Origin of the sequence: Lachnotalea sp. AF33-28, from assembly GCF_003477885.1 — a bacterium.
Taxonomy (GTDB): domain Bacteria; phylum Bacillota; class Clostridia; order Lachnospirales; family Lachnospiraceae; genus AF33-28.
Map to the genome: position 1 here is coordinate 101,004 of NZ_QUEE01000002.1, position 24,632 is coordinate 125,635.

Genomic DNA, 24,632 nt, shown 5'->3' on the forward strand with positions numbered 1-24,632 from the left:
GGCGTACCGGTCAGCAAAGGGAACGGTAATGCTTGATAATCTGCTGAAATTCTTTGTCCGGCCAGAGAAATGCGTATTTTTGGTTGTGTTCCAGCTCTGATAAGAGGGGCGGCAGAGCCTTTTTGGACAGCGTTTCCTGAAGCTGTTCCCGGCTTACCTCGTTAGATGCGGGGATTCGGCTGTACAGAGGGGAGGACTGCGCGTCCCACGGCGTAATCAGTGCCTGCAGGATAGATTTGATGATGGACAGGCTTTCTTCGCGGTCTTCCCGGGCTGCCGCTACCTGGAGGGGGATGATATAAGCGCTGTAGTCCCACTGGTCAAACAGCTTTGCCGCTGAAGCGGAAATCTCTGCGATATAAGCGGCGTTATTTATATTACCTTCTTTCAGTTCAATGTCTGTCAGACCGGTCAAAAGATTCAGAATTTCAAAGAGAACCGTCTGCAGCTTTCTCTCTAACAGCAGCGCGGCATCTTCCAGCCGGCCCTGTCTGATATAGAGATCCGCCTGCAGCTTTTTCTTATCGATTTCATTTCTTTCCGGCAGCAGATCCAGCATGTTCTGTGCTTTTTCATATTCCGTACGCAGCATATACTTCGAAGCCAGCATAAAGCGTGCATTGACCTGTGTCTGGCTGTCTTCACATTCGGAAGCCTGTTTGTACAGGGCGAGAACCCGGTCCTCATAGGCCCGCTTTTCTTCCGGTTTCATGCCGGACATGAGCAGTTTCGCATCCAGCAGCATCGCGATTTGGTGGATCATCGGTCCGTTGGCCGGATACTGATGTACATATCGGATTGCGGCGGCGAATCCTTCATCGATGCCATGGGCTTTTACATTAGTGTCCAGGTCGGTTATCATGGCGTGGATTTCCTGTTGGGAGGGGCCTTCCCGGAAACATAGCAGTGTATTTAAGTCTGTTCCAAGCAGCCGGGCCAAAGGGGACAGCAGGGCGATATCCGGAAAGGAAGCGCCGCTTTCCCATTTGTTTACGGCAGGAGCGGAAACACCCAGATAATCCGCGACCTGTTCCTGAGTAAACCCGTGTTCCTTCCTCTTTTCACGAATGACTTGATTAATCGGCATAAAATTCATCTCCTGATCTATAAAATTACGTATCTGTAAATACATTCTAGCAGAGGCGCCGTATTTATACAATTGAGCAGTTATTAATTATAGGTAAGATAAATTAACTTGTGGTTAGCCTTAAGTGTGAATCTTTTGTGAACGCCCGACTGACAGATTGCATGAAAGGAAAACCCAAAGCCAAGATTCATGGGTGAGTCAATGGGCGAAACGATGAAAATGGAAGTTATCTGAAAAAATAGTTGCACAAAATATCTATATGCTTTATAAAAAACACATAATATTCACACTTCTTTCAGAAACAGGTAAAGTTTGCGTAAGAAAAAAGTAATTTTATTTGAATTGACATTTTATAGCGCCCGTGAGAAAATATGCACAACTTAGAAATAAGTGATCAGAAGGCAGCGAACTGCCGGCTGGTGCAACCTGTAAACTAATCTTACTACATAATGAAGGAGAGGAAAATTATGAAAAACAAGATTCTTGTAGCTACATTGGCATTAGTACTGGTATTCGGTCTGACAGCCTGCGGCAGCGATGATAAACAAACCCAGGCGCCGACTACGACCGCCCCTACCACAACGACTGAAGCGACAGCTCCCACTACGGAAGCGGTTACAGAACCGGAGACAGGATCTGCGGACGCATCCGATGCTGAGACCAGCGAAGCGGAGAGCACAAGCGGTGCAGAAGAGGATACGACCGAAGGTACGGAAGGCACAGAGGATGCAACCGGTGAAGAAACCACTGGCGAGTCCACGACAGCAGCAAAATAATAGAACTTCGCGGCGATCAATTACAATACAAAATGTACAGATGATCAAAGGGGCGGCAGAGTCAAATCTGCCGCCCCTTGACTACGTTCGCTTGACATCACAAGGTGAATTGGTATAATCAAATTAAAAACTGACCTGACGATATGGGGAAAAGGGACCGGCCGACCGGTTTCGTTCGGATCAGCAGGTACGGATACAGGGGATAGAAGGATGAAATTACATTTGGATGAGAAAAAGGATGCGGTTAAAGGAAAATTTCCGTGGAGAACCGTCCCGGCACGGATGCTGCACATGCTTTCGGGCATGTACTTGATCTGCATGCTGGGTATATTTCCTCTATATTATCATAACAAATATTATGATATGGGGCCGGCGAAATTCTCTTTTTTCTGGACAGCGACACTTTTATTTGTCGCGGTAAGCCTGATCGTGCTTATATTCTTTATTCTGACCAGGGAGAACACGCCGGATCTGAAAGCGGCTGCCCGTAAAGTATCGCTGCTGGATCTGTTTGTTCTGGCCTATATGGTTTCCCTGCTCATTTCCTTTGCATTCAGCGATTATAAAGCAGCCGGAATCAAAGGCTCCGGAGGATGGTATATGGGCCTGTATCCGCAGCTTTTCTTTATTGCTGTCTATTTTCTGCTCTCCAGATTTCTGAAGTTTAGAAAAGTATATCTGTGGGCGTTGGGAGTCTCCTCCTTTCTGGTGTTTCTGCTGGGGGTATTAAACCGATTTAATGTGGATCCGCTGGGATTTTACAGCGGGCTCGCAGAGCGCTATAAGGTACTGTTCTTATCCACTCTGGGACAGGCAACCTGGTACTCCAGCTTTCTGTGCACGGTGCTGCCGATTGCGATGTTTTTTTACTGGTATGGCAGGAGAAGCTGGAAGACTCCCATATTTGCGGTCTATCTGATGGTCGGTTTTGCCAGTCTTGGTACGCAGAACAGCGACAGCGCATTTATCGGAATGGGGCTGGCCTTCTTTGTGTACTTCTGGTTTTCGTTCCGGTCCAATGAAAGGTTCCTGCGGTTCCTGGAACTGGTTCTTCTGTGCCTGGGCTCCATGCGTGTGGTTGGAATTTTGCAGATGCTGTTTCCGAAACAGACGGTTCCCCTGGAGCCGCTGTCCCTGTTCTTATCACAGAATCTGTTTCTGTGGGCAGTATTTGCCGCTGTGCTGCTGTTATATCTGGCGCTTTACCTGCAGAACCGGCGTGGGCGTATGCGGATCACAGAGGCAAAAAGGGTGAGAAATGTCTGTATGGGCCTGCTGATCGCGGCAATACCGCTTGTTCTGCTGCTGATCTGCCTGCGGACAACTGGACATCTGCCTGCAGGCCTCCGTTTCCTGGACAGTATCGGGTACCTTAATTTTGATGACCAATGGGGAAACGGAAGAGGCTTTACCTGGAAATACGCGGCTTCCATGTATGGGGAATATTCGTTAAAAAATAAGCTCTTCGGCTGCGGGCCGGACTGCTTTTCTGCGTATTCCTATGAGTTTCATGCTGAGCTGCTTAAATCGAAATGGGGAAACAGCACTCTGACAAATGCCCACAATGAATGGCTGAACTGTCTTTTAAACCTGGGTATCTTTGGGTTTATTGCCTATATGGGAACCTTTGTCACCGCGGCCGCCACATTTTTTAGTAAATGCAGAAAACGGCCGTTCCTGATCGCCCTAGGGGCTTGTACGCTGGCATATATGGGGCATAACCTGTTCTGCTACCAGCAGGTGATCTGTACCGCCACGATATTTATTCTGTTTGGAATCGGCAGAAACCTGATTGCCGGGGATGCTGTATAGTTTTGTTAAAGAGTTTGTTGAAATAAATGTCTGAAAATAATAAATAATATGATTAATTCGTAAAATTAATACAATTTAAACAAATTAAAATAGATAAAATGAAAAATATTTTGAAAAAGTATTGACAAATATGCGGACAAGGTGTATGATAAAACCATCTTAAGAAAGAGAGGTACAGACCACCAGCAAATTAAATTGAGTTTCGGTATACCCGAAACAGGAAAAAAAGAATTGAAAATTTCTTTCCAAAAGAGAATGTACAAAATGATCGAAAGGAGGGAATTTGGAGGAATTTGAGGCAGCTTATTTCATAACAGCTTAATGAAGTTGGTCGGAAGATAAAAGAATAATTAATAAAAGAAACGAAAATCAGAAGTTAGTAAAGTGTTACGGAAGTTATTTAAAAGATGTCAATCGGATAAATAAAAAGTACAGGTTATCAACTTTGGAAGTAAGTAGTAGATTTTATGAAATGTTCGGCTGATGAAATAAGTATTACAAATTCAAACAATAGAATCTTAGTAGAGAGTGGAGTTTAAGGATCAGAGGAAAGAAATTGGATAGAAAAGAGGACTAGTCCAATGGATCAGGTAGTGTAGGAAGGGACATCGAAAAGTAAAAGTCGATGTCCCTTCCTATTTGTTTTATTCAATAGAAAATTATGCCCTATTGAACAAAAAAGCTCCGCTTAGGATCGCACCGCGGCGGGAAGGTATTCTGTCGCCAGGGCGACACGCCGCAGGAAGAGGGGCTGTCGCACTTATAATTTTTCAATCACTTTTTCATTACATAGGAAAGTTCTTCGAACTCTCCTATGTAATGAAAAAATGGTTAAGATGCCAAACTGTGTTGTAGCATTTCTTTATCCGGCTCCGTTTAGTAGGTAAGAAAATCAAAAGATGATTCATCGGCGGAGAAACGGAGGTTGGAACGGATGAAAGAAAAGAAACAGAAACGAATGTTTGTTGTCTGCGTAGTCCTTGTGATCCTCATGACAGCACTGGCAGGCTGCAAAAAGCAGGAAAGCATTAGCAGGGAAAACGAATCTAACGAGAACGAAACGATGGAAAGAGATACCGCAGAACGAGAAACTGCGGTAAAAGAAACTGGAACCGGAAGTTTGGAAAACCTGCGGGAGGCGCCCTTGCTGTATCTTATATATGAGAAAGACGGCAATGCACGAAAGCTGGAACTGAAGTCCGGAAGCTTTAATTGGATGTATGACAATGGGGACGGTACGAAGCAGGGCAGTATAGCCGACGCGCCTCATCCGCTGGATCTGATCGGCAAGGTGCCGGAAATCCAATGGGAAACCGGAATCCTTACAGTAGAATTGCAGTTTCAGGCAGAGCCTAAAGAATACTCGGTCAGCCGCTGGCCGGTGGAATATGCCGGAATGGCATTGGAGCATGACGGAGATTGCGAAAACGTAAGTTCCGGGAATTACAGGATTGATTTGACGGAGGGCGGATATATCTATAATATTCATGGGGAATGGGAGCAGGGATATGCAGATTATAACTTCGTGATAACAGAAGGCGATTGATGAAACGCTATAACAGGAAATCGGAAAACAGTTTTTGGCAGATGATATGGATTCCCGCCCGGCAGGTGATTGGTACTGCCGGGCGGGAGTCCATTTATATGTTAGAGGCTGTTTACGGTTCCTGTGTCCTGTTTGCAAAATCTGGTTGACATCTGTCTGAAAAAACGTGAAAATAAATACATATAATATACCAGGAGGCGGAATATGCTGCAGGATGATTATGTAACCTTTACGATTGGCAAACAGAAAAATATCGCTTTAATTGCTCATGACAGCAAAAAGCAGCAGATGATGGAGTGGGCCGAAGCCAACAAAGAAATATTGAAAAATCATTTTTTATGCGGAACGGGCACGACGGCCCGTCTGATTACGGAGAAAACAGGGCTTCCCGTAAGAGGCTATAACAGCGGCCCGTTAGGCGGTGACCAGCAGGTGGGCGCCCGAATCGTGGAGGGGAAAGTGGATTTTGTCGTGTTTTTTTGGGATCCGCTGGCATCACAGCCCCATGATCCGGATGTGCGCGCCCTGTTGCGCATTGCCGTTGTCTATGATATTCCGATTGCCACCAATAAAGCCACGGCGGATTTTCTTCTCAATTCGAAATATATGAATGAGACCTATGACCACAACGTGGTAAATTATGGAAAAGTGATTGAAAACCGTATAGAAAATATGAAGTAAATGTTAAATAACCGGGAAAGAACCGGTCCGCAGGCCCAAATCAATTGACATTTTACGTCAAGTCCGTATAATGTAGTTAGAAAGTCAACGGAACCAGGCGGTTTTCTGCCGGCAGACGGGAGAAAAATCAGCCAGATAATACATGCGAAAAGGAGAATCAGCTATGGGATTTTTTGATGGATTAGGTGAGAAAATTGCTTCTACAGGTAAAGATGTAGCTTCCAAGGCCAAAGATGTTGCGGAGATCACCAGATTAAAAGCGGAAATCGCTGCACATGAAGGCAAGATTAAGAATGCTTATACGGAGATCGGCCGTCTGTTCTATGAAAACGCGGACGGAGAGGTGGCGGAAGCGTATGTGCCGCTGATGGAAGCCGTATCAAATGAAAAGGCGGCTCTTGAGAAATGTAAATCCGATATCCATAAGATCAAAGGAACCACTGTCTGCATCAACTGCGGCGCGGAAGTCCCTGCGGACGCAAGCTTTTGTGCAAGCTGCGGCGCGAAGATAGAGAAAGCGGATCCGGAAGTCGTACATGATATGGAAGAAGGCGTAAAGGAGCCTCAGACTGACGAAGAGATGGCAGAGGAAGCTGCAAACGAGGCAGCTGCGGAGAACTCCGAAGAAGCGGGCGCAGAAGCTGCAGAGGACGCGTCAGAAGCAGAAAAAACAGCAGAATAATCAGGGGGAGCTTCAGTGGAGAGAGAATCGGTAATTGTTCTGGACTTTGGCGGACAATATAATCAGCTTATTGCCAGAAGAGTGAGAGAGTGCAATGTTTACTGTGAAGTACTTCCGTATTTCACCAGTTTGGAGGAGATCAGGGGGAAAAATCCGAAGGGAATCATCTTTACCGGGGGGCCGGCCAGCGTTTACGCAGAGGATTCACCGAAGTGTCCGAAGGAAATCTTTCAGCTTGGGGTGCCGGTTTTAGGAATCTGTTATGGAGCACAGCTCATGACATATCTGCTGGGAGGCCGCGTGGAGCAAGCGCCTGTCAGAGAATACGGCAGGACGGAAGTGGAAGTGAACAACAGCTGTAAACTGTTCGACGGAGTGAACGGCAATACCGTCTGCTGGATGAGCCACACCGATTATATCGCAGAGATGGCGCCGGGATTTGAGATCGCGGCCCATTCCAAGTCCTGCCCGGTCGCGGCCGTGCAGAATCCTGAAAAGAATTTATATGCCGTGCAGTTCCATCCGGAGGTAGTCCACACCGTGGAAGGCACAAAGATGTTAAGCAACTTTTTATTTAAGGTCTGCGGCTGCAAGGGCGACTGGAAGATGGATTCCTTTGTGGAAACCTCCATCCGCGCTCTGCGCGAAAAGATCGGCGATAAAAAGGTGCTCTGTGCCCTGTCCGGCGGCGTGGATTCCTCCGTGGCCGCCGTGCTTATCAGCAAAGCTGTAGGCAAGCAGCTGACCTGTATCTTCGTGGATCATGGCCTGCTTCGCAAAAACGAAGGCGATGAGGTGGAAGAGGTCTTTACCAAACAGTTTGACTTAAATTTCATCCGTGTAAACGCTCAGAAACAGTTCTACGACAAGCTGGCCGGTGCTGAGGAACCGGAGGATAAACGCAAGATCATCGGCGAAGAGTTCATCCGTGTCTTTGAAGCGGAGGCCAAAAAGATCGGCGCCGTGGATTATCTCGTTCAGGGAACCATCTATCCGGATGTGATTGAGAGCGGCCTTGGCAAATCCGCCGTGATCAAGAGCCACCACAACGTGGGCGGCCTTCCGGACTATGTGGATTTCAAAGAAATCATCGAACCCTTGCGGGATCTGTTTAAAGATGAGGTGAGAAAAGCCGGCCTGGAGCTGGGCATACCTGAAAAATTGGTCAGACGCCAGCCGTTCCCGGGTCCGGGTCTCGCGATCCGCATCATCGGTGAGGTGACGGAGGAAAAGATTCAGATGCTCCAGGATGCCGATGCGATCTTCCGCGAGGAGATAGCGAACGCCGGCCTGGATAAAAAGGTAAACCAGTATTTTGCCGCGCTGACCAATATGCGCTCGGTCGGTGTCATGGGGGATGAGAGAACCTATGATTACGCGATCGCGCTGCGTGCAGTTACAACAACGGATTTCATGACCGCGGAATTTGCGGAGCTTCCCTGGGAGTTGCTGGGAAAGGTGTCCAACAGGATTGTGAACGAAGTGAAGCATGTGAACCGGGTGCTGTATGACTGTACGGGGAAGCCGCCGGCGACGATTGAATTCGAGTAAGTAAAGATGCATGGAAAGTGACTTATTTACTGGATTTTTCAGCATCTGTGGGTGCATTTTATAACAATTTGATAACAGAAGTTCTAAATAGATTTGTTTACTTTAGTGAACCGCTCCGGTGGTTTGCAGGTGGATGACTTTTAGAACAAAAAGAAAACGGTTTTACTGATTCCTGATTGGAAGTCGGTAAAGCCGTTTTTTTGCGTGCAACGAGCCGAACGAACATGCTCGCAGATTTATTCCGTCTGCTCGTCCGCAGCAGTATGAGCAATGGCATCTGCCAAGTTACCATTCCCGGTGGAATGAAAAGCTGTGCTGCCGGATGCGGGATAGTGGTATCTCCATTCATCATATTCTTCTTTGGAGATTTCCCCTGCGAGAAGCTTTGCTTTCTGGTTTTGCCAGTCCTCCAACATTTGAAAGATGGTGTTTTGATGGATACGGATTGAAGACCTTGCCAAAGGTAAAGGATCTGACTTCCCTGATTCAGGAACTGATGACCGAGCAGAAAAAACAGTATCAGAAATACAGAGAGACGCGGACAGAAATGCAAAACTGGCAGGCGGTCAAACAGAATCTGGACTCGGCACTCAACCGGGCAGAGAAAGAAAAGCATCGAGGTCTTGACCGATGATGGACGGACGTAAAAACGGACGTCAGGGGGTCTGGGGTATCACCAGCAAGCAGGGAAAATATATATTTTTCCATTGCTTGCTAAGACAGTCAGAAAGAAAAACACACCAACACAAGAGAGGAGCATTTTATCATGACAGAACTGAAAAAAGAGATCGTTGAAAATGGCATTCACTATACTTTACACGGAGATTATTATCTCCCGGACATCGTGTGTTCGACGGAAAAACATCCTATTGGGAAGTGGGGATGGATGCACAGGGAGTACCTGAAGGAGACCAACACGCTGCTTTTGAACGAATTGATTCTGACGGACAGGTTGTATTCCTATCTTGCTGACCTGAATGAGCAGGCACAGAGGCGATATGAGAGGATTATTCAGCAGATGACGGAAGCAGAAAAAGTGAATGAGGAATTGAAGCGCCGTTCCTGGTTGGAGTGGGTGCGCTCTATGCAGAGCATCGTAAACCGTGCAGAAGAGATCATCTTGCATGAGATGATTTATGTTTGAAGGGGGAAGTATTTGATGGAGAAAATGCAGATTTTCAATGATGAGCAGTTTGGAAAAATCAGGACAGTAACGATAGGGGGTGAGCCGTGGTTTGTCGGGAAGGATGTGTGTGCTGCTTTTGGAGATACCAATTATCGGCGATCTCTGGGACGACTGGATGCGGATAAAAAGGGTGTGTCACAAATAGAAACGGCAGGTGGGAAACAACCCGTGACCGTAATTAATGAGAGTGGTCTTTATTCCCTGCTCTTTGCCATGCAACCACAGAAAGCGAAGGGTGTGTCACATGATAATGGAAAGGTGGAGGAACGGATGGAGATGGTCAGAAGGTTTAGACGGTGGATTACTCATGAGGTTATTCCGGCGATTCGTAGGAACGGAGGTTATATGACAGATCGGATGATGGAAGAGGTGAAGGAAAATTCGGAATTGATTTATGAGATTGCGGAGAGAATTGTGGGAGAAATAGCTGATCATATGTAATGGTTTTGCTTCGGAGAGTCTTGCAAGTGCAGGGGTTTTTGCAGGTTTTTTTGGAGCAGAGCCTCTGCTCAACTACTTATAAAACGTAGCATTGTAAAGAGAGCGATTCGCATTGAGATGCGAATAATGATTGTTTAAATATAAAAAGTGTGATATTGTTTCTATAGACAAGTCTTTTAAGGATAGATGAGTTTGCTGTATTCATCAAGGAGGAGCCACATGGCTGTATCATATAATCGTTTATGGAAACTATTGATAGATAAAAAAATGAGTCAGGCCGATATGCGTAAGGCGGCAGAAATTGCTCCTAATACATTAACACGTATGCGAAAAGATGAAGAAGTTACGCTTGCAGTACTGAGCAGAATTTGCAAATCACTGAAATGCGATTTTGGAGATATTGTGGAATACATTGATGAGGAGGACACGTGATATGACGCCCGAAGAAAAAGCGCGGCTTGTGATTGACGAGAAACTTCGCCAGTCCGGCTGGGTTATTCAAGACATGAAAAAGTTGAATCTTTCTGTTGCACTTGGCGTTGCTGTCCGTGAATTTCCTACAAGTACAGGCGAAGTAGACTATGCTCTTTTTATTGACAGTAAGCCTGTGGGTGTTGCCGAAGCAAAGCGTGAAGAAAAAGGCGAATCCATTACCGATGTTGAGGTACAGTCCGGACGTTATGCGAACAGCAGATTCAAGTGGATAAAGAATAATTATCAAATTCGCTTTGCCTATGAAGCAACAGACAAACTGATTCGATTTACCGACTATAACGATATTAAATACCGTTCCCGAACCGTATTCTCATTCCATCGACCGGAAACCCTGCTTGCACTTTTGGAACAGCCGGATACCATTCGTAATAATATGAAGCATTTTCCTGTGTTGGATGAAACGGGATTTCGCAAATGTCAGGTGAACGCTATCAAGAATTTAGACCGTTCTTTTGCAGAGAACCGTCCAAAAGCACTGGTGCAAATGGCAACAGGCGCAGGAAAAACTTTTACTGCAATTACTGCCGCCTACCGTTTACTGAAATACGGAAAAATGAACCGCATTCTTTTTCTTGTAGATACCAGAGGTCTTGGTGAACAGGCAGAACGTGAGTTTCTGGCCTACACACCTAATGATGATCCGCGCTCTTTTTCTCAGCTTTATGGCGTTCGCAGATTGAAAAATTCCTACATACCCAATGATATTCAAATTTGCATCTGCACCATTCAGAGAATGTACTCTATCTTAAAGGGTGAGGAGCTGGATGAATCCACCGAAGAAAAATCCTTTGCGGAATTTGTAACGGCGGAAAGCAAAGCGCCAAAAGAAGTGGTTTATAACGAAAAATATCCGCCGGAATTCTTTGATTGCATCATAGTCGATGAATGCCACCGCTCCATTTATAATGTGTGGAGCCAAGTGCTGACTTATTTTGATGCGTTTATTATTGGCTTGACCGCTACCCCGGATAATCGCACCTTTGCGTTTTTTAATGAGAATATCGTCAGCGAGTATCCCCGTGAACAAGCCATTATTGATGGCGTGAATGTTGGTGAGGATATATTCCTTATCGAAACACGGGTGGGAAAAAATGGTGCACATCTGATGAAGCAATTAATTGAATACCGTGATCGCTTGTCCAGAGCCAAACGCTGGAAACAGCTTGATGAGGATGTGGATTACAAGCCGACCCAGCTTGACCGGGATATTGTCAACCCGAGCCAGATTCGCACGGTCATTCGCTCGTTTAAGGAAAATTTGTTTACCACACTGTTCCCACGCAGAAAAGAAGTGCCAAAAACACTGATTTTTGCAAAGACAGACAGCCATGCGGATGACATTATTCAAATCGTCCGTGAGGAATTTGGCGAGGGCAATGACTTCTGCCGAAAAATCACCTATTCTGCGGATAACCCGGAATCGGTCTTAAGTTCCTTCCGTAACGATTACAACCCTCGTATTGCCGTTACTGTGGATATGATTGCCACCGGTACCGATGTCAAGCCGATTGAGTGCTTGATCTTCATGCGTGATGTACGCAGCAAGAACTATTTTGAGCAGATGAAAGGCAGAGGCACTCGTGTACTCAGCAAGGATGACTTGCAGAAGGTCACCCCGTCTGCCACAGAAAATAAAGACCATTTTGTTATTGTGGATGCCGTTGGCGTAACGAAATCCAAGAAATCGGATACCAGACCGCTGGAACGCAAACCAACCGTCAGCATGAAAGAACTCATGATGAATGTGGCGCTTGGTGCAAAGGACGAGGATACTCTGACCTCGCTTGCAAACCGTGTGATTCGTTTGAACAGTCAGATGTCTCCGGCAGAGCGCAAACAGTTTGAAGCCACAGTCGGCACAGCTGCCGGAACAGTTGCGGAAAATCTGCTGAATGCTTTTGACGAGGATGTACTGCGGGCAAAGGCGCAAGCGGATACAGGCTCTGCAGAAGTTACGGAAGAACAATTGAAGCAGGCGCAGAAAGAATTAGTACAGACTGCCGTTGCTCCGTTCCATGACCCGGATGTCCGCGATTACATCGAAAATGTGCGCCGCAGTCATGACCAGATTATTGATAATGTGAATATAGACTCGGTTGTGTTCGCAGGCTTTGATGCAAAGCAGGAGGAAAATGCAGACCGTATTATCGCCACCTTCCATGAATTCATAGAAGAAAACAAGGACGAGATACTTGCTTTGCGTATCATCTATAACGAAAGCTACAAAGACCGCCCAATGGCAATTGAGCAGCTAAAGGCACTTTATGAAAAACTAAAAGGCAAAGGCATCACCGTGGTACGCCTATGGGACTGCTATGCCATCAAGAAGCCGGATAAGGTAAAGCGCGGCACGGTGGCACAGCTGACCGACTTGATTTCCATCATTCGCTTTGAAATAGGATATTACGATAGCCTTACCCCTTTTGCGGATAAGGTGAATTACAACTTTATGCAATGGACATTCAAGCGCAACGCCGGAAATATTCAGTTTACCGAAAGTCAGATGGAATGGCTGCGTCTGATTAAAGACCACATTGCAACATCTCTCAGTATTCTGTTGGAGGATTTGGACTTGACACCCTTTGACCGCAAAGGTGGTCTGCTGGGGTTCTACGATTCTTTTGGGGATGGGTACGAGGAGATATTAAATGAGATGAACACAGAATTGGTAGCGTAAGGAGGTTTCAAGTGGAACTCAAAGAATACGAATTGGGAGAATTGCTTCCATACGAGCAGCCATCAGCTTATATTGTAGAAACAACAGATTATAATGACTCCTATAAAACACCTGTATTGACAGCAGGAAAATCATTTATTCTCGGATATACAAATGAAACCGAAGGAATATTTGATAAATTGCCCGTCATAATATTTGACGATTTTACTACTGCCACGCAGTATGTCAACTTCAAATTTAAGGTAAAATCTTCGGCAATGAAGATTTTGAACATAAACATTGAATTGGTATTGCCAAAGTACATTTTTTACAGGATGCAGATCATTCATATTGAACACAGCACACACAAACGATACTGGATTCAGCAGTATTCCAAGCTAAAAGTTGCTATTCCGCCGTTGCCCGAACAAGAACGCATCGTCGACCGCATTGAGGAACTATTCTCCGAACTGGATAAGGCTGTGGAAACCTTGCAGACTACTAAGCAGCAGTTGGCGGTGTATCGGCAGGCGGTGCTGAAAGAGGTGTTTGAATCGTTCAAACGGAAAAGCATACCCGAAAGACATATTGATGATATATGCGATTGTATTGTGGATTGCCCGCATTCAACTCCCAAATGGGTAGAAGAAGGGAAACTTTGCTTACGAACAACGAACTTCCGTAAGGGATTTTTAGATTTGTCCAAACCAAACTATGTTTCCGATAGTACATTTGAAAGCCGAATAGTACGTCTCCGCCCTTTGCCGGGAGATGTTTTATATAGCCGTGAGGGAGCCATATTAGGAATAGCTTGTATCATTCCAAAAGGACTTGAAGTATGCTTGGGACAACGAATGATGCTGTTAAGAACTGGCACAGATGTGAACAATAGATTTCTGATGCATTATTTGAACTCACCATATCTAAACAGTGTCATTACAGAAAATATTGGTGGGTCTGCATCACCACATATTAATGTAGGCGATATAAAGAAATTCTTGATTCCAGTTCCCGACATAAATGAACAGAATCAAGCAGTACAAATTATCGAATCCCGTCTATCCGTCTGCGAAAGTATCGAGCAGATTGTGGACACCGCATTGGTACAGGCTGATGCCATGCGACAGAGCATACTAAAACAAGCCTTTGAAGGAGGAGTGAATCCATGAGTGAACAGTCTAAACTACTTTCGGCGGATGGAACCATATTAAGCACTGCCATATCAGAAATCCGTGAACTGCTGAATAAGTCCCGTCAGAATGTAGCAACACAGGTGAATCAGGAATTGCTGTCTACTTATTGGCGTATTGGCGAGATTATTGTCCGTTATGAACAGAACGAACAGATACGTGCAGTTTATGGGGAAGAGACATTGCGTCAGTTTTCAAAGACGTTGACAAGAGAATTTGGGAAAGGTTTTTCTCGCTCTAATGTTTATAATATGAGATTGTTCTATCAGACTTATCAAAAATTCCAGACAGTGTCTGGAAAATTGTCATGGTCGCATTACTGTGAACTGTTGAGTATTTCAGATCCTGATAAAAGAGCTTTTTATGAAAAGGAATGCATCGCTTCCGGTTGGTCTATTCGCGAATTGAAGCGTCAAAAGGAAAGTATGCTATTTGAGCGGCTCCTGCTTTCCCGTGGGGATTCCAACAAAAATGAAGTCCTCTCATTGGCGCAGCAGGGAGTAGAATATACGCAACCCGGCGATATTGTGCGTGATCCGTATGTGTTTGAATTTCTTGGATTGCCCGAAAACAAGCCAATCATGGAAAACGATTTGGAAGCGGCGCTGGTGCGCAATATAGAAAACTTCCTTTTGGAGCTGGGAAGAGGATTTATGTTCGTTGGTACACAGCAGAGAGTTCCGGTTGGAAACACCATGCGCTATGTGGATATGGTGTTTTACAATAAAATGTTCCGCGCTTATGTGCTGATTGAACTAAAGGCGAAGGAGTTTATGCCGGAGGCCGCCGGGCAATTGAATATGTATTTGAATTACTATCGGGAGGAAGTGAACGATCCTGATGATAATCCGCCGATTGGTCTTATTTTGTGTACAGATAAGAACAATCTGGATGTGCAGTATGCATTGGGGGGTCTGTCAAATCAGATCTTTGTTTCCAGGTATGTGCTTTATATGCCAGAAAAGGAACAATTGCTTGCACAAGTGGAGCGTGTCTTGAATAAATGGCACGGGGAGGAAGAAAATGAGTGAACAAACATCAGCAATCGTATCAAAGGTTTGGGGAATGTGTAATCCGCTCCGTGATGACGGTGTTTCCTACGGAGATTATCTGGAGCAGCTTACATACCTTATCTTCCTGAAAATGTCAGATGAGTATTCCAAACCACCTTATAAAAAAGAAACGGGCATTCCTGCTGGATACACATGGTCGGATATGAACACCCTCAAGGGTGCGGAATTGGAAGAACAGTATAAATCCACGCTGGAGGAGCTGGGCAAGCAAGGTGGTATTCTCGGCAAAATCTTCAAAGGTGCAAGCAACAAAATCAGCAGTGCCGCCATTTTGTATCGTGTGGTGCAGATGATTGACAATGAAAAATGGGTAGCTATGTCCTCCGATGTCAAGGGCGAAATCTATGAAGGCTTGTTGCAAAAGAATGCGGAAGATATTAAGAGCGGCGCAGGTCAGTATTTTACCCCTCGTCCACTGATTCACGCAATGGTGAAATGTGTCCGCCCGGAGCCTATGAAAACTATCGCGGATCCCTGCTGCGGTTCGGGAGGATTCTTCCTCGCTTCGCAGTCGTTCATTGCCGACCCCGAGAACTATTCTCTTGACCGTGAACAGAAAGAATTTTTGAAAAATGAAACTTTCTACGGCAATGAAATTGTGTCTGCTACCTACAAAACCGCATTGATGAATCTGTATCTCCACAATATCGGTGATATTTACGGCAATGTTCCGATTGCCTATGGTGATGCACTGCTCACCGATCCCGGCTACCGTGTGGATTATGTACTGACCAATCCTCCATTCGGAAAAAAGTCTGCACTTACCTTTACGAATGAAGAGGGAGAGCAGGAGGAAGAAGACCTCGTATACAACCGACAGGATTTCTGGACAACCAGCTCCAATAAACAGCTAAACTTTGTACAGCATATCAATACCATCCTCAAAGCCACGGGCAAGGCTGCCGTTGTTGTGCCGGATAATGTTTTGTTTGAGGGTGGGGCAGGAGAAATCGTGCGTAAAAAGCTGTTGGAAACCACGGACCTACATACCATTCTTCGCTTGCCGACAGGTATTTTCTACAAGCCGGGGGTAAAGGCAAATGTTATCTTTTTTGATAAACGCCCAGCCAGTGCCGAAATGCAGACGAAAGATGTATGGATATATGATTTTCGTACCAATATCCATTTCACACTGAAACAGCATCCGATGTCTGATGCAGACCTTTTGGATTTCATTCAGTGTTACAATCCGGAGAACCGTCATGAGCGTAAGGAAACATGGTCAGAGGAGAATCCAGATGGGCGGTTCCGCCGATTCGATGTAAAAGAAATTTTGGAACGTGATAAGACAAGCCTTGACTTGTTCTGGATAAAGGATAAATCACTTGCAGACCTCGACAGTTTACCTGCTCCGGATGAAATTGCGGTAGATATTATTGAAAATCTACAGAGCGCGTTGGAGAGCTTTCAGGGATTACGGGCGCATTTAAAAAAATGATGTTTCAGCAAAAAGAAGACTGGAGAAATGAGAAGTCTTAATGGAACCCCGACTGTAAATGTTTATGCTACTACCAATCCTATGGCTCTGTTTAAGTATCAGCAGCCAATGCTGGGTGAATAGGAAAAATGAATTGGTCTTCAGGCAGCGAAAAAATGTCGCCTGTCAGGAGACCATTTTCACACTCGAACTCTCTATACTATATACATAACAAGAAATTAGTAACAGTTCATAGAAAGTCGAGGTAACAGCTGTGAGAAAAGGATTAACAGAAATTGTATTTATATTGGATCGGAGCGGTTCCATGTCCGGCTTAGAAACGGACACGATAGGCGGTTACAATGCCATGTTGGAGAGACAGAGAAAAGAAGGGGGAGAAGCATACGTATCAACAGTGCTATTCGATGATGCCCCGGATGTTATTGTTGACCGTGTACCGCTTTCAAGGATAAAACCGTTGACCGATCGTCAGTACTGCGTCGGAGGATGCACTGCATTATTGGATGCGGTCGGCAGTGCTATCCATCATATCGGAAATGTACATAAATATGCAAGAAAAGAGGATAGACCGGAAAAGACAATCTTCATTATAACCACTGATGGGCAGGAGAATGCCAGCCGTCGATATGATTATAAAAAAGTGAGGCAGATGGTGGAGAGACAACAGAAGTGCTATGGATGGGAATTCCTCTTTCTGGGTGCGAATATGGATGCGATCAAGGAAGCAGCTAGATTTGGTATACGGGAAGACAGAGCAGCTAATTATGAATGCGATGAAGAAGGTACACGCCTCTTATATCATGAGCTTAGCGAAGCGGTATGCGAATTCAGACAGAGTGCAGCTGATGTATCGATGCCGGCCAATTGGAAGAAAAATATTGAGGATGACCATAGGAAACGTTCTGGAAAATAGGGAGGAATGAAGATGTACTGTATATTGGTTACTGGGATTCCCGCTGCGGGCAAAAGTACAATGGCAGAAGCTTTGGCGGAAGATCTTGAGCTTACGGTTATTTCAAAAGATAAAATTAAAGAGATAATGTTTGATGATATTGGGTTTAATTCGAGAGAAGAGAAAGTTAAATTAGGAATTGCCAGTATGAATATTATGTATTATATGGCTGAGCAGCTAATGAAAAATCATCAGGCATTCATATTGGAAAATAATTTTGAAAACAGATCAAAAAATGAGTTGTTTCTATACTCGAAAAATATTCATATAAAGCGATTACACTGACCTTGACAGGGGATTATGAGAAAATATATCAGCGGTTTTTAGAACGGAATGCCAGTCCGGACAGACATCGGGGTCACGTTGTAAATGATAGTTATCCTGAAAGTAAAACAAATAGTACAGGTAAAACAATTTCATATGATAATTTTGTATCAGGAATCATAAATAGAGGGATGGACAGTTTTGTGGCAAATGGCCCTCATATTGTTGTAGATACAACGGATTTTGACAAAATGAATAGGGAGGATTTGCTCAAATAGATATGTGACTTAAGAGAGGTCATATTAAATGGTGCACATGTACCATTAGAAAAGGAAGATATTTGAAACAGCGGTATGAAAGATGGAGAGTCATATTAGGAAGATAGTTTATTGATCAAATCAAACCGGTGATGTATGATAGTCCTATGGATATATTTTTAAAACCGATATCACTCTCAAGACATGGAAAAGAATTATATGAAAACTGACAGGCTCTATGCAATCACCGTTTATCTTCTAAATCACGGAAAGGTCCCGGCCTCCGAACTTGCAAAAAAGTTTGAGGTTTGAGCCCTGCGAACTCCCTGGCCGTGCTCATTCCTGGATTTTATATAAATCAAAACATAAGAAATAAGACTAAATATCCGCATGCGACATATCAAAGTACGAGGAGGATTAAAATTGAATCTGCTGAAATTTTTAAAAGAAGTGGACACCGCTGCTAAGAGTAAGAACCTGGAGGAACTGACCGGATTTATACATGATCTCGCAAGACTGCTGCCGGAATCTGAACGGGTCGATTTTCTGAACCGGCTAATCGGGATAAAAGAGGAAGTTTGCACAGAAAAGCTTGACAGAGACAAGGAAATCCTTCAACCATGTGAACGCATAAAGGAAAAGTTTAATAGCATCGAAGAGGAAGAACTGTGTATTGAGAGTTCTTATAATCCGCAATATAATGAATGGTATGACAGTGAGGAAGAAGAACTGATCTATTACGATCCGGACGGTGTGGGAGAGGTGATAAACGAGGCCTGTGCTTTCGTACATCGGTGTGTGGACTGGGAAGAATACAAAGTCGGATATGAAATCGCGGATATGCTTTTGAGACTGCGGATTACGATAGCCGGTGAATTTGGAGAAGAATATTTTTTAATTGGTGATCTGCCCGGCCATGGTTTATGTGAGTTTGATTATGAACGGTTCGTCATGGATGCAATGTATGCTGCATACCGGGGGAATGCATTGCCGGAGAGGGCGGACGCGTTATTCACAGTGATAATGAATTGCGGAAGGTCGGATATTACACTGGAGATGGTCATGCAGAATGCCGAGGAACTGCCGGAAGTGGATAAATTCCTGGAGCTGTGGATCGCATATTTGGGAAATAGCACTTCTCTAAAGGCGCAGAAATTTATGGCAGAAGCGCTCGGGATGATAGACCGCCCGGAACTGTTTCTGGAAAATGCCAGGAAATTCAGCGCAGGGCATCCGGCACTTTATGAGCAGTATCTAATTGATAATTTGGATAAAGAAGACGGAGAGAAATTATTAGAGATCGGGAAAGAAGCGCTGGCTGCCGTAGATACAAAATACATAGTGAGAAGCCGTATTGCACTGCTTACGAGTGAGATTGCGCTTAAGTGTAAGAATAAGCCCGAAGCCGAAAACAGCTGGCTGGAAGCGTTCCGATCGGATACGAGGGTTGTAAATTATCTGCGCCTGCTTATGGAATGTGTGGAATTTTCTAAAATAAGGGATGAGGCAACGGACATATATCATGATATGTATACGAAAGTCGGTAAGAAAAGCCGCATTACGGACGGCGAGCTGAAGGAAAATCTGGCGGGTGCCGCTTCGGTCTACATGCTTGCTTTTCTTGGCGGTGAGTTTCAATATGTCAGGGATACGGCCATGCAGGTGAAAGAGTCTTTAGGATGGAGTTCCACCTTCATGAAATGCGGCTTGGCTGCCTTTTTGCTGCTCCTTATAGATGCCGAACATTTGCTGCAGGGCGGACGGGAAATGTGCAGCATCATAACAGCTGCGGTTGATTTTGATAAGGAAGAATATCAGAAAGGCACACAAAGAACAATTGATGCAAGCAGCCGGGATTGGTTTTGGCAGTGCTTTTGCCGCTGGAAAAGCACCGTTTCCATATCGGACGGGGAAAAACAGAACATTTTAAAGTGGGTTGAAGAACTGGTGGCAAAACGGGTGGATGGCATTATGGGAAAGAGCCATCGCAACTATTATAACGAGTGCGCAGGATTCGCCGCGGCATTGGGAGAGGCCAGGGAGTCTTTAGGTGAATCGGACGGAAAGCAGAAAACACTCCTGGAGTATAAAAAGCTGTATTCCCGCCGAAGCGCGTTTCACGGAGAGCTTAGGGAATACGGAATGGCAGACCGATGAGACGCGGATGATCACATTCCTATTGACGTATGCATCTGAAAGTGATATATTTGTCTTAATAAGAGATAAATATATCACTTTTGGGGGCGTATCTTATGAAAGACAAATTAAAAAAGAATCCCAGAGGCCATGTTCACGGAAAACGGCTGATGATCATCGGGGCCGTCTGCGTGCTGGTGCTCGTCCTCTCATCTTGGTATTCGGTTGTTTACAACGATTCCCGTCTGGTTGTTCCGATGGATTTCTCGAGCTACTCGTTTCAGATAAAGGATCTTCCGATGATTCTCTCCATTATTGTTTTCGCTGTTTATATATTCTATTTGTTCATATCGCTGTTTCTTACGGCTGTGAAGAGAAATCAAGCTGCAAATGAAAGCAATATAACGCGCAGGCTCAATCCCAGGCTGGGATATTTAGGCTTTCTGGGCCTGCTGGGATTTTGCGGCTTTTGGACCTATCATGTGGACCAGAGGGTCTTCCCCTTCGCCTTTTTCCTGTTCTTCGGTTTCTTTGGCTTTTACTATGAAGGCAAAATGTCGGGCACGTTCATGGATGAGCGTTTCCGGGAAAATGCGGTCCGCGCGCAGCTTACAGCCTTGAAAGTTATGTGTTCGTTTACGGTATTGGCGTTTGCTGTGCTTTGCCAGGGGAAGCTTTTCGGAAACGTTCATTATACGCTGATCGTTGCAACCGTTATTCTAGCGCTTGCGCTGGCTTTGGGTTTATTCTTAAGCGAATATCTGCTGTACCGTTACGATCATGATGATCATGAGCAGTATGAGGAGACAGAGGGGTAAATCATGGGTGAATTCGAATGCAGACTGAAACAATTCCGCCAATTGAAGGAGCTGACACAGGAGCAGCTGGCGGAAAAGGTCGGGGTGCGCAGGGAGACGATCATGCGTCTGGAAAAGGCGCAGTATAATCCGTCCCTGAAACTGGCCGTTGATATCTCCAGAGCAGTTGGTGCACCTATTGAAGAGATTTTCATATTTGATTAAGACATTCTGGCTCCAATAAATCTCCAACGTTTAACAAAGGGCATAATTGAATGCTATCCTATGCATCTGGATATCTGCCGGTCTCAGTGAAGAAGAAATCGGCAGTGCATTCCTCATGCAGAGGGATTCCCAATGCTGTCATAATCAGGTTTTCAATATCGAAATAAGTACAGTTCCCAAAACATTTTGTACGCTGACTGTCCAGACGGCCGAGTATCAGGGATTTATATGAATTTATAGCTTTCATATAGAGATCATCCGCTATTTGATTATAATCGGAGATGAATACTATATGGGTGTATTTGGCCGCGTCATTATAACAATAATTTTTTTCTTGTATGCAGTTCCTTAACAGAATCTCCAGATTATTGGAATGCTGATTGGCCGTATATAATGTGCATATGCTGATTTCCCCGTCCGGGCATTGAAAGCCGAGCCCGTTGTATTGGCTTAACCGGATCGCGGAAGCAGCATTGTATACAGCTGTATCTTTGGAATAGACAAAATTGACCGGGATCTGGTAGTCCGGCCTGCTTATGTCCGTCTGTTTTAAAACGAGCTGAAGAAAACGGGCAATATCGAACTTTTTATTTCGATAGTTGGGATATAATTGATAAACTTCTCTTATTGCATCATTAAGAAAATCAAAATCGATTATGATAACTGCATCACATTCTGTTTTGCCTTCGTAACCTTTTGGAATTGCCTGTATCTCATTATATTTTTCCTGTATTTTTATCTCAATACAGGACCAGTCATTTTTGTCGGTAAAGTCTAATATTCCATTGATAAAATTGCAGATATACAGCTGTAGCTCGCGCAATACGAGATTGACTTTATATCCTTCAAAGAGAAGATCCTCGAGGCTTTTGCCGTTGTGCACGATATTGGTGCGGAGGCCGATTTCCTTACCGTTCTCATCTTTGAGTGAAGTTAAATATTTGAATCGTTCACATATGTGATTATATTGCTGCCTGCTATCAGCGGAAAATGGTGCTATTTTTGTCTTGTTTTTCTGCATTTTCTGATATTCAAAGGGATTGCCTAGGTAATCGATTAAAGTCATGGCCTGCATAAATTTACCGGTTGAGGTTGGAAGGTAGAGAATATCGGAATATAGGCGGAATGCATGTTTTAAAATATTAGAAACGGCGGTACTGTTTCTGTAAATGGCGTTAAAGAGATAGTCTATGGAGGGCCGCATAAAGGCGATATCAATAGAAAGAGAGCTGCTGATTGTACGGCTGGATATATAGTTCTTGCCGGATATGAAGATGGAGGACTGCATCGCGCATGAATACAGCAAAAAACCGCAAAGATTTCCCTCAATGTATCCGGCTCTCTGAAAAAGGCCCGATGTTCCGTCAAAATTAAAATAGATATAACGAAAAATATTAGCAATCTCCTCCGTCTTATTGAGGATTCGCTTGATAAGTTCATCCTTTACACCGGGCATCATCCCAAGGGTAAATGCAGCTTGAGACGATGTGGCAGGAACTGCGATTATTGCCGCATCATAAAAAGTATTCTTTATTTCCAGAAAGTCAAAGTCCAATACGCCGCCCTGCAGAGCTTCCGTATTCAGTGAATTCTTTGGATAAACCGTTATGTTACCGGCAATGGAGTATTTTTCACTTACGTTCAGATCCTTGACAGGAACCAGCGCTACATTCATATGCGGTTCCAGATGACTATAATCATTTACAATAGAATATAGCATTGTTGTTTCCTCCAGAAGAGACATTAAGACAGCGTATTCGGTTGGTTACGGTAACAGTATAATATGATTCACTTCTGTGGTCAATGAGATCATCCGCCGTGTCGCACTGAATTAATATATGCTTGCTTTATAAACGAAACTGTGCTATATTATGTGGGAAATTTTAAATGACGGATACTTCTTTGCCACCGGGTAACGAAGTTAAGCGCCGGACTTTCTGTCGTCAGGTCCCGGAGCATGCTTGAAACAGGCAGTTTTCAGGCATGCTCCTGCAGACGGGAAGTGCCGGCGCTCTATTGTATAAAGGAGCGTTTAAGTTTGAAACAGAAAGCATATTTTAAGGAATTCGCCCGCTACACATCGCTGAACGTTCTGGGGATGATCGGGCTGTCCTGCTATATCCTGGCGGATACCTACTTCATCTCCAGAGGACTGGGGGCCAACGGTCTGACCGCGCTGAATCTGGCGATTCCGGTGTACAGCTTGATTCATGGCAGCGGATTGATGCTGGGAATGGGCGGCGCGACCAGATATGCTGTTTTCAAAGGGCAGCAGGCTGACCGCGCAGCGGATAATGTGTTTACAAATACGCTGTATGCAGCGGCCGTACTGGCAGCGGCCTATGTGTTCGCGGGAATCTTCCTTACGGAACGCATCACACGGCTTGTGGGAGCGGATGCTGCGGTCTTTGACATGACGAACACATATCTACGGGTGATCCTGCTTTTTGCGCCTGCATTTATCATGAACAATGTGCTGATCTGCTTTGTCAGAAACGACGGAAATCCCAGACTGTCCATGCTTTCTATGCTGATTGGAAGCCTGTCAAATATTGTGCTGGACTATCTCTTTATCTTTCCGCTCGGCATGGGAATATTCGGCGCGGTGCTGGCCACCGGGTTTGCGCCTGTCATCAGTATGGCGGTTCTGTCGGGGCACAGGAAAAAGAAGGCGCATTTTCATCTGGCGCCGTCGAGATTACAGCCGGCGGTGATCGGATCTGTGGTTTCCCTTGGCATTCCCTCCCTGATATCGGAGGTCGCCTCCGGAGCCGTGATGCTTGTATTTAATATGATTATCCTGAATATCCGCGGGAATGTGGGGGTGGCGGCATATGGGGTGATCGCGAATCTGTCCCTTGTTGTGGTTTCCATGTGTACCGGCATTGCGCAGGGAATGCAGCCGCTGGTCAGCCGCGCTTACGGGCATGGAGACGGTAAACAGATGCGGCAGATGCTCCGTTATGCGTTCACCGTGATGCTGTTTGTTTCGTTTGCTATTTATATCTGTGTATTTTTCTTTGCGGATCCGCTGGCTGGCATTTTTAACAGTGAGAAGAATCAGCAGCTGCAGCAGATTGCGGTGGAGGGCCTAAGGATCTATTTCCTGGCGATTCCCTTTGTGGGGACGAATATCATTTTATCCATGTATTTTACTTCCGCAGAAAGGGCTCTGCCCGCCCAGATGATCTCTCTGCTTAGAGGGCTGATTGTGATTATTCCCGTGACGTTTCTGCTGTCCCGGCTTGCGGGGTTATGCGGGGTATGGTCTGCATTTCCGGTGACGGAGGGGATCGTATCGCTGTTAAGCTTTTTCCTTTACACTAGATTTAAGCGTTTTCCGTTGACAATGAGGACTGCATCTGGTAAATAAATGGTAGGTTAAAA

The 24,632-nt window shown here is 45.0% G+C and carries 22 protein-coding genes; 20 read left to right on the forward strand and 2 right to left on the reverse strand.

Annotated features, from left to right (window positions below; genetic code table 11):
- Positions 1 to 10: 10 nt before the first annotated feature.
- The gene (locus DWZ56_RS02930; protein ID WP_158584417.1) at positions 11 to 1,087 is read right to left on the reverse strand and encodes a helix-turn-helix domain-containing protein; all 1,077 of its coding nucleotides are present in this window, start codon (positions 1,085 to 1,087) and stop codon (positions 11 to 13) included.
- 467 nt (positions 1,088 to 1,554) lie between these two features.
- Here DWZ56_RS02930 and DWZ56_RS02935 point away from each other — a divergent pair, with 467 nt between their 5' ends.
- The 19 genes from DWZ56_RS02935 to DWZ56_RS03030 all read left to right on the forward strand — a co-directional run bounded on the left by DWZ56_RS02935 (position 1,555) and on the right by DWZ56_RS03030 (position 21,245).
- Positions 1,555 to 1,863, forward strand: a complete 309-nt coding sequence (locus DWZ56_RS02935) for a hypothetical protein (RefSeq protein ID WP_118554905.1) — start codon at positions 1,555 to 1,557, stop codon at positions 1,861 to 1,863.
- Positions 1,864 to 2,073: 210 nt separating this feature from the next.
- Complete coding sequence (locus DWZ56_RS02940; RefSeq protein WP_118554906.1) at positions 2,074 to 3,675, forward strand: O-antigen ligase family protein; 1,602 nt, start codon at positions 2,074 to 2,076, stop codon at positions 3,673 to 3,675.
- 934 nt (positions 3,676 to 4,609) lie between these two features.
- Positions 4,610 to 5,221: a hypothetical protein gene (locus DWZ56_RS02945; protein ID WP_118554907.1), complete on the forward strand. Its 612-nt coding sequence runs from the start codon at positions 4,610 to 4,612 to the stop codon at positions 5,219 to 5,221.
- A gap of 204 nt (positions 5,222 to 5,425) precedes the next feature.
- On the forward strand, positions 5,426 to 5,902 hold the full coding sequence (locus tag DWZ56_RS02950; protein ID WP_118554908.1) for a methylglyoxal synthase: 477 nt from the start codon (positions 5,426 to 5,428) through the stop codon (positions 5,900 to 5,902).
- A 163-nt stretch (positions 5,903 to 6,065) separates the two neighbouring features.
- Positions 6,066 to 6,584, forward strand: coding sequence for a zinc ribbon domain-containing protein (locus DWZ56_RS02955; RefSeq protein WP_158584418.1), 519 nt, complete (start codon positions 6,066 to 6,068; stop codon positions 6,582 to 6,584).
- Positions 6,585 to 6,599: 15 nt separating this feature from the next.
- Positions 6,600 to 8,135, forward strand: coding sequence for a glutamine-hydrolyzing GMP synthase (guaA, locus tag DWZ56_RS02960; protein ID WP_118554910.1), 1,536 nt, complete (start codon positions 6,600 to 6,602; stop codon positions 8,133 to 8,135).
- A gap of 454 nt (positions 8,136 to 8,589) precedes the next feature.
- Positions 8,590 to 8,769, forward strand: coding sequence for a hypothetical protein (locus DWZ56_RS02970; RefSeq protein ID WP_118554911.1), 180 nt, complete (start codon positions 8,590 to 8,592; stop codon positions 8,767 to 8,769).
- A gap of 132 nt (positions 8,770 to 8,901) precedes the next feature.
- Positions 8,902 to 9,279, forward strand: coding sequence for a TnpV protein (locus tag DWZ56_RS02975; protein WP_118554912.1), 378 nt, complete (start codon positions 8,902 to 8,904; stop codon positions 9,277 to 9,279).
- A gap of 15 nt (positions 9,280 to 9,294) precedes the next feature.
- The gene (locus DWZ56_RS02980; protein WP_118554913.1) at positions 9,295 to 9,762 is read left to right on the forward strand and encodes a BRO-N domain-containing protein; all 468 of its coding nucleotides are present in this window, start codon (positions 9,295 to 9,297) and stop codon (positions 9,760 to 9,762) included.
- Positions 9,763 to 9,981: 219 nt separating this feature from the next.
- A complete protein-coding gene (locus DWZ56_RS02985; protein WP_118554914.1) occupies positions 9,982 to 10,194 on the forward strand; it encodes a helix-turn-helix domain-containing protein in 213 nt (70 codons plus the stop codon).
- Position 10,195: 1 nt separating this feature from the next.
- On the forward strand, positions 10,196 to 12,934 hold the full coding sequence (locus tag DWZ56_RS02990) for a type I restriction endonuclease subunit R (protein WP_118554915.1): 2,739 nt from the start codon (positions 10,196 to 10,198) through the stop codon (positions 12,932 to 12,934).
- 11 nt (positions 12,935 to 12,945) lie between these two features.
- A complete protein-coding gene (locus DWZ56_RS22655) occupies positions 12,946 to 14,082 on the forward strand; it encodes a restriction endonuclease subunit S (protein WP_158584419.1) in 1,137 nt (378 codons plus the stop codon).
- Entirely contained in the window at positions 14,079 to 15,134 is a 1,056-nt protein-coding gene (locus tag DWZ56_RS03000) for a PDDEXK nuclease domain-containing protein (RefSeq protein ID WP_118554916.1), read from the forward strand. Before DWZ56_RS22655 ends, DWZ56_RS03000 begins: the two co-directional genes overlap by 4 nt.
- Entirely contained in the window at positions 15,127 to 16,614 is a 1,488-nt protein-coding gene (locus DWZ56_RS03005; protein ID WP_118554917.1) for a class I SAM-dependent DNA methyltransferase, read from the forward strand. Before DWZ56_RS03000 ends, DWZ56_RS03005 begins: the two co-directional genes overlap by 8 nt.
- 253 nt (positions 16,615 to 16,867) lie before the next feature.
- A complete protein-coding gene (locus DWZ56_RS03010) occupies positions 16,868 to 17,527 on the forward strand; it encodes a vWA domain-containing protein (RefSeq protein WP_118554918.1) in 660 nt (219 codons plus the stop codon).
- A 12-nt stretch (positions 17,528 to 17,539) separates the two neighbouring features.
- On the forward strand, positions 17,540 to 17,851 hold the full coding sequence (locus tag DWZ56_RS23030) for an AAA family ATPase (protein ID WP_243095040.1): 312 nt from the start codon (positions 17,540 to 17,542) through the stop codon (positions 17,849 to 17,851).
- 659 nt (positions 17,852 to 18,510) lie between these two features.
- Positions 18,511 to 20,244: a hypothetical protein gene (locus tag DWZ56_RS03020; RefSeq protein WP_118554919.1), complete on the forward strand. Its 1,734-nt coding sequence runs from the start codon at positions 18,511 to 18,513 to the stop codon at positions 20,242 to 20,244.
- A 95-nt stretch (positions 20,245 to 20,339) separates the two neighbouring features.
- Positions 20,340 to 21,041, forward strand: a complete 702-nt coding sequence (locus DWZ56_RS03025; RefSeq protein ID WP_243095041.1) for a DUF3796 domain-containing protein — start codon at positions 20,340 to 20,342, stop codon at positions 21,039 to 21,041.
- Between the two features lie 3 nt (positions 21,042 to 21,044).
- Positions 21,045 to 21,245 (forward strand): helix-turn-helix transcriptional regulator, encoded by a 201-nt coding sequence (locus tag DWZ56_RS03030; protein WP_118554920.1) that lies wholly within the window; start codon positions 21,045 to 21,047, stop codon positions 21,243 to 21,245.
- Positions 21,246 to 21,303: 58 nt separating this feature from the next.
- Here the strand turns inward: DWZ56_RS03030 and DWZ56_RS03035 are convergent, their stop codons facing one another.
- Positions 21,304 to 22,965 carry a hypothetical protein gene (locus DWZ56_RS03035; RefSeq protein ID WP_118554921.1) on the reverse strand — a complete coding sequence of 554 codons (1,662 nt, stop codon included), beginning with the start codon at positions 22,963 to 22,965 and terminating at the stop codon, positions 21,304 to 21,306.
- A 318-nt stretch (positions 22,966 to 23,283) separates the two neighbouring features.
- Between DWZ56_RS03035 and DWZ56_RS03040 the strand changes: the two genes are divergently transcribed.
- Positions 23,284 to 24,618 carry an MATE family efflux transporter gene (locus tag DWZ56_RS03040; RefSeq protein WP_330424821.1) on the forward strand — a complete coding sequence of 445 codons (1,335 nt, stop codon included), beginning with the start codon at positions 23,284 to 23,286 and terminating at the stop codon, positions 24,616 to 24,618.
- Positions 24,619 to 24,632 lie beyond the last annotated feature (14 nt).

Coding starts and splice junctions, on each gene's coding strand:
- DWZ56_RS02930 (WP_158584417.1), bottom strand. CDS start 1,087: ATGCCGATTAATCAAGTCATTCGTGAAAAGAGGAAGGAACACGGGTTT.
- DWZ56_RS02935 (WP_118554905.1), top strand. CDS start 1,555: ATGAAAAACAAGATTCTTGTAGCTACATTGGCATTAGTACTGGTATTC.
- DWZ56_RS02940 (WP_118554906.1), top strand. CDS start 2,074: ATGAAATTACATTTGGATGAGAAAAAGGATGCGGTTAAAGGAAAATTT.
- DWZ56_RS02945 (WP_118554907.1), top strand. CDS start 4,610: ATGAAAGAAAAGAAACAGAAACGAATGTTTGTTGTCTGCGTAGTCCTT.
- DWZ56_RS02950 (WP_118554908.1), top strand. CDS start 5,426: ATGCTGCAGGATGATTATGTAACCTTTACGATTGGCAAACAGAAAAAT.
- DWZ56_RS02955 (WP_158584418.1), top strand. CDS start 6,066: ATGGGATTTTTTGATGGATTAGGTGAGAAAATTGCTTCTACAGGTAAA.
- DWZ56_RS02975 (WP_118554912.1), top strand. CDS start 8,902: ATGACAGAACTGAAAAAAGAGATCGTTGAAAATGGCATTCACTATACT.
- DWZ56_RS02980 (WP_118554913.1), top strand. CDS start 9,295: ATGGAGAAAATGCAGATTTTCAATGATGAGCAGTTTGGAAAAATCAGG.
- DWZ56_RS02985 (WP_118554914.1), top strand. CDS start 9,982: ATGGCTGTATCATATAATCGTTTATGGAAACTATTGATAGATAAAAAA.
- DWZ56_RS02990 (WP_118554915.1), top strand. CDS start 10,196: ATGACGCCCGAAGAAAAAGCGCGGCTTGTGATTGACGAGAAACTTCGC.
- DWZ56_RS03000 (WP_118554916.1), top strand. CDS start 14,079: ATGAGTGAACAGTCTAAACTACTTTCGGCGGATGGAACCATATTAAGC.
- DWZ56_RS03005 (WP_118554917.1), top strand. CDS start 15,127: ATGAGTGAACAAACATCAGCAATCGTATCAAAGGTTTGGGGAATGTGT.
- DWZ56_RS23030 (WP_243095040.1), top strand. CDS start 17,540: ATGTACTGTATATTGGTTACTGGGATTCCCGCTGCGGGCAAAAGTACA.
- DWZ56_RS03025 (WP_243095041.1), top strand. CDS start 20,340: ATGAAAGACAAATTAAAAAAGAATCCCAGAGGCCATGTTCACGGAAAA.
- DWZ56_RS03030 (WP_118554920.1), top strand. CDS start 21,045: ATGGGTGAATTCGAATGCAGACTGAAACAATTCCGCCAATTGAAGGAG.
- DWZ56_RS03035 (WP_118554921.1), bottom strand. CDS start 22,965: ATGCTATATTCTATTGTAAATGATTATAGTCATCTGGAACCGCATATG.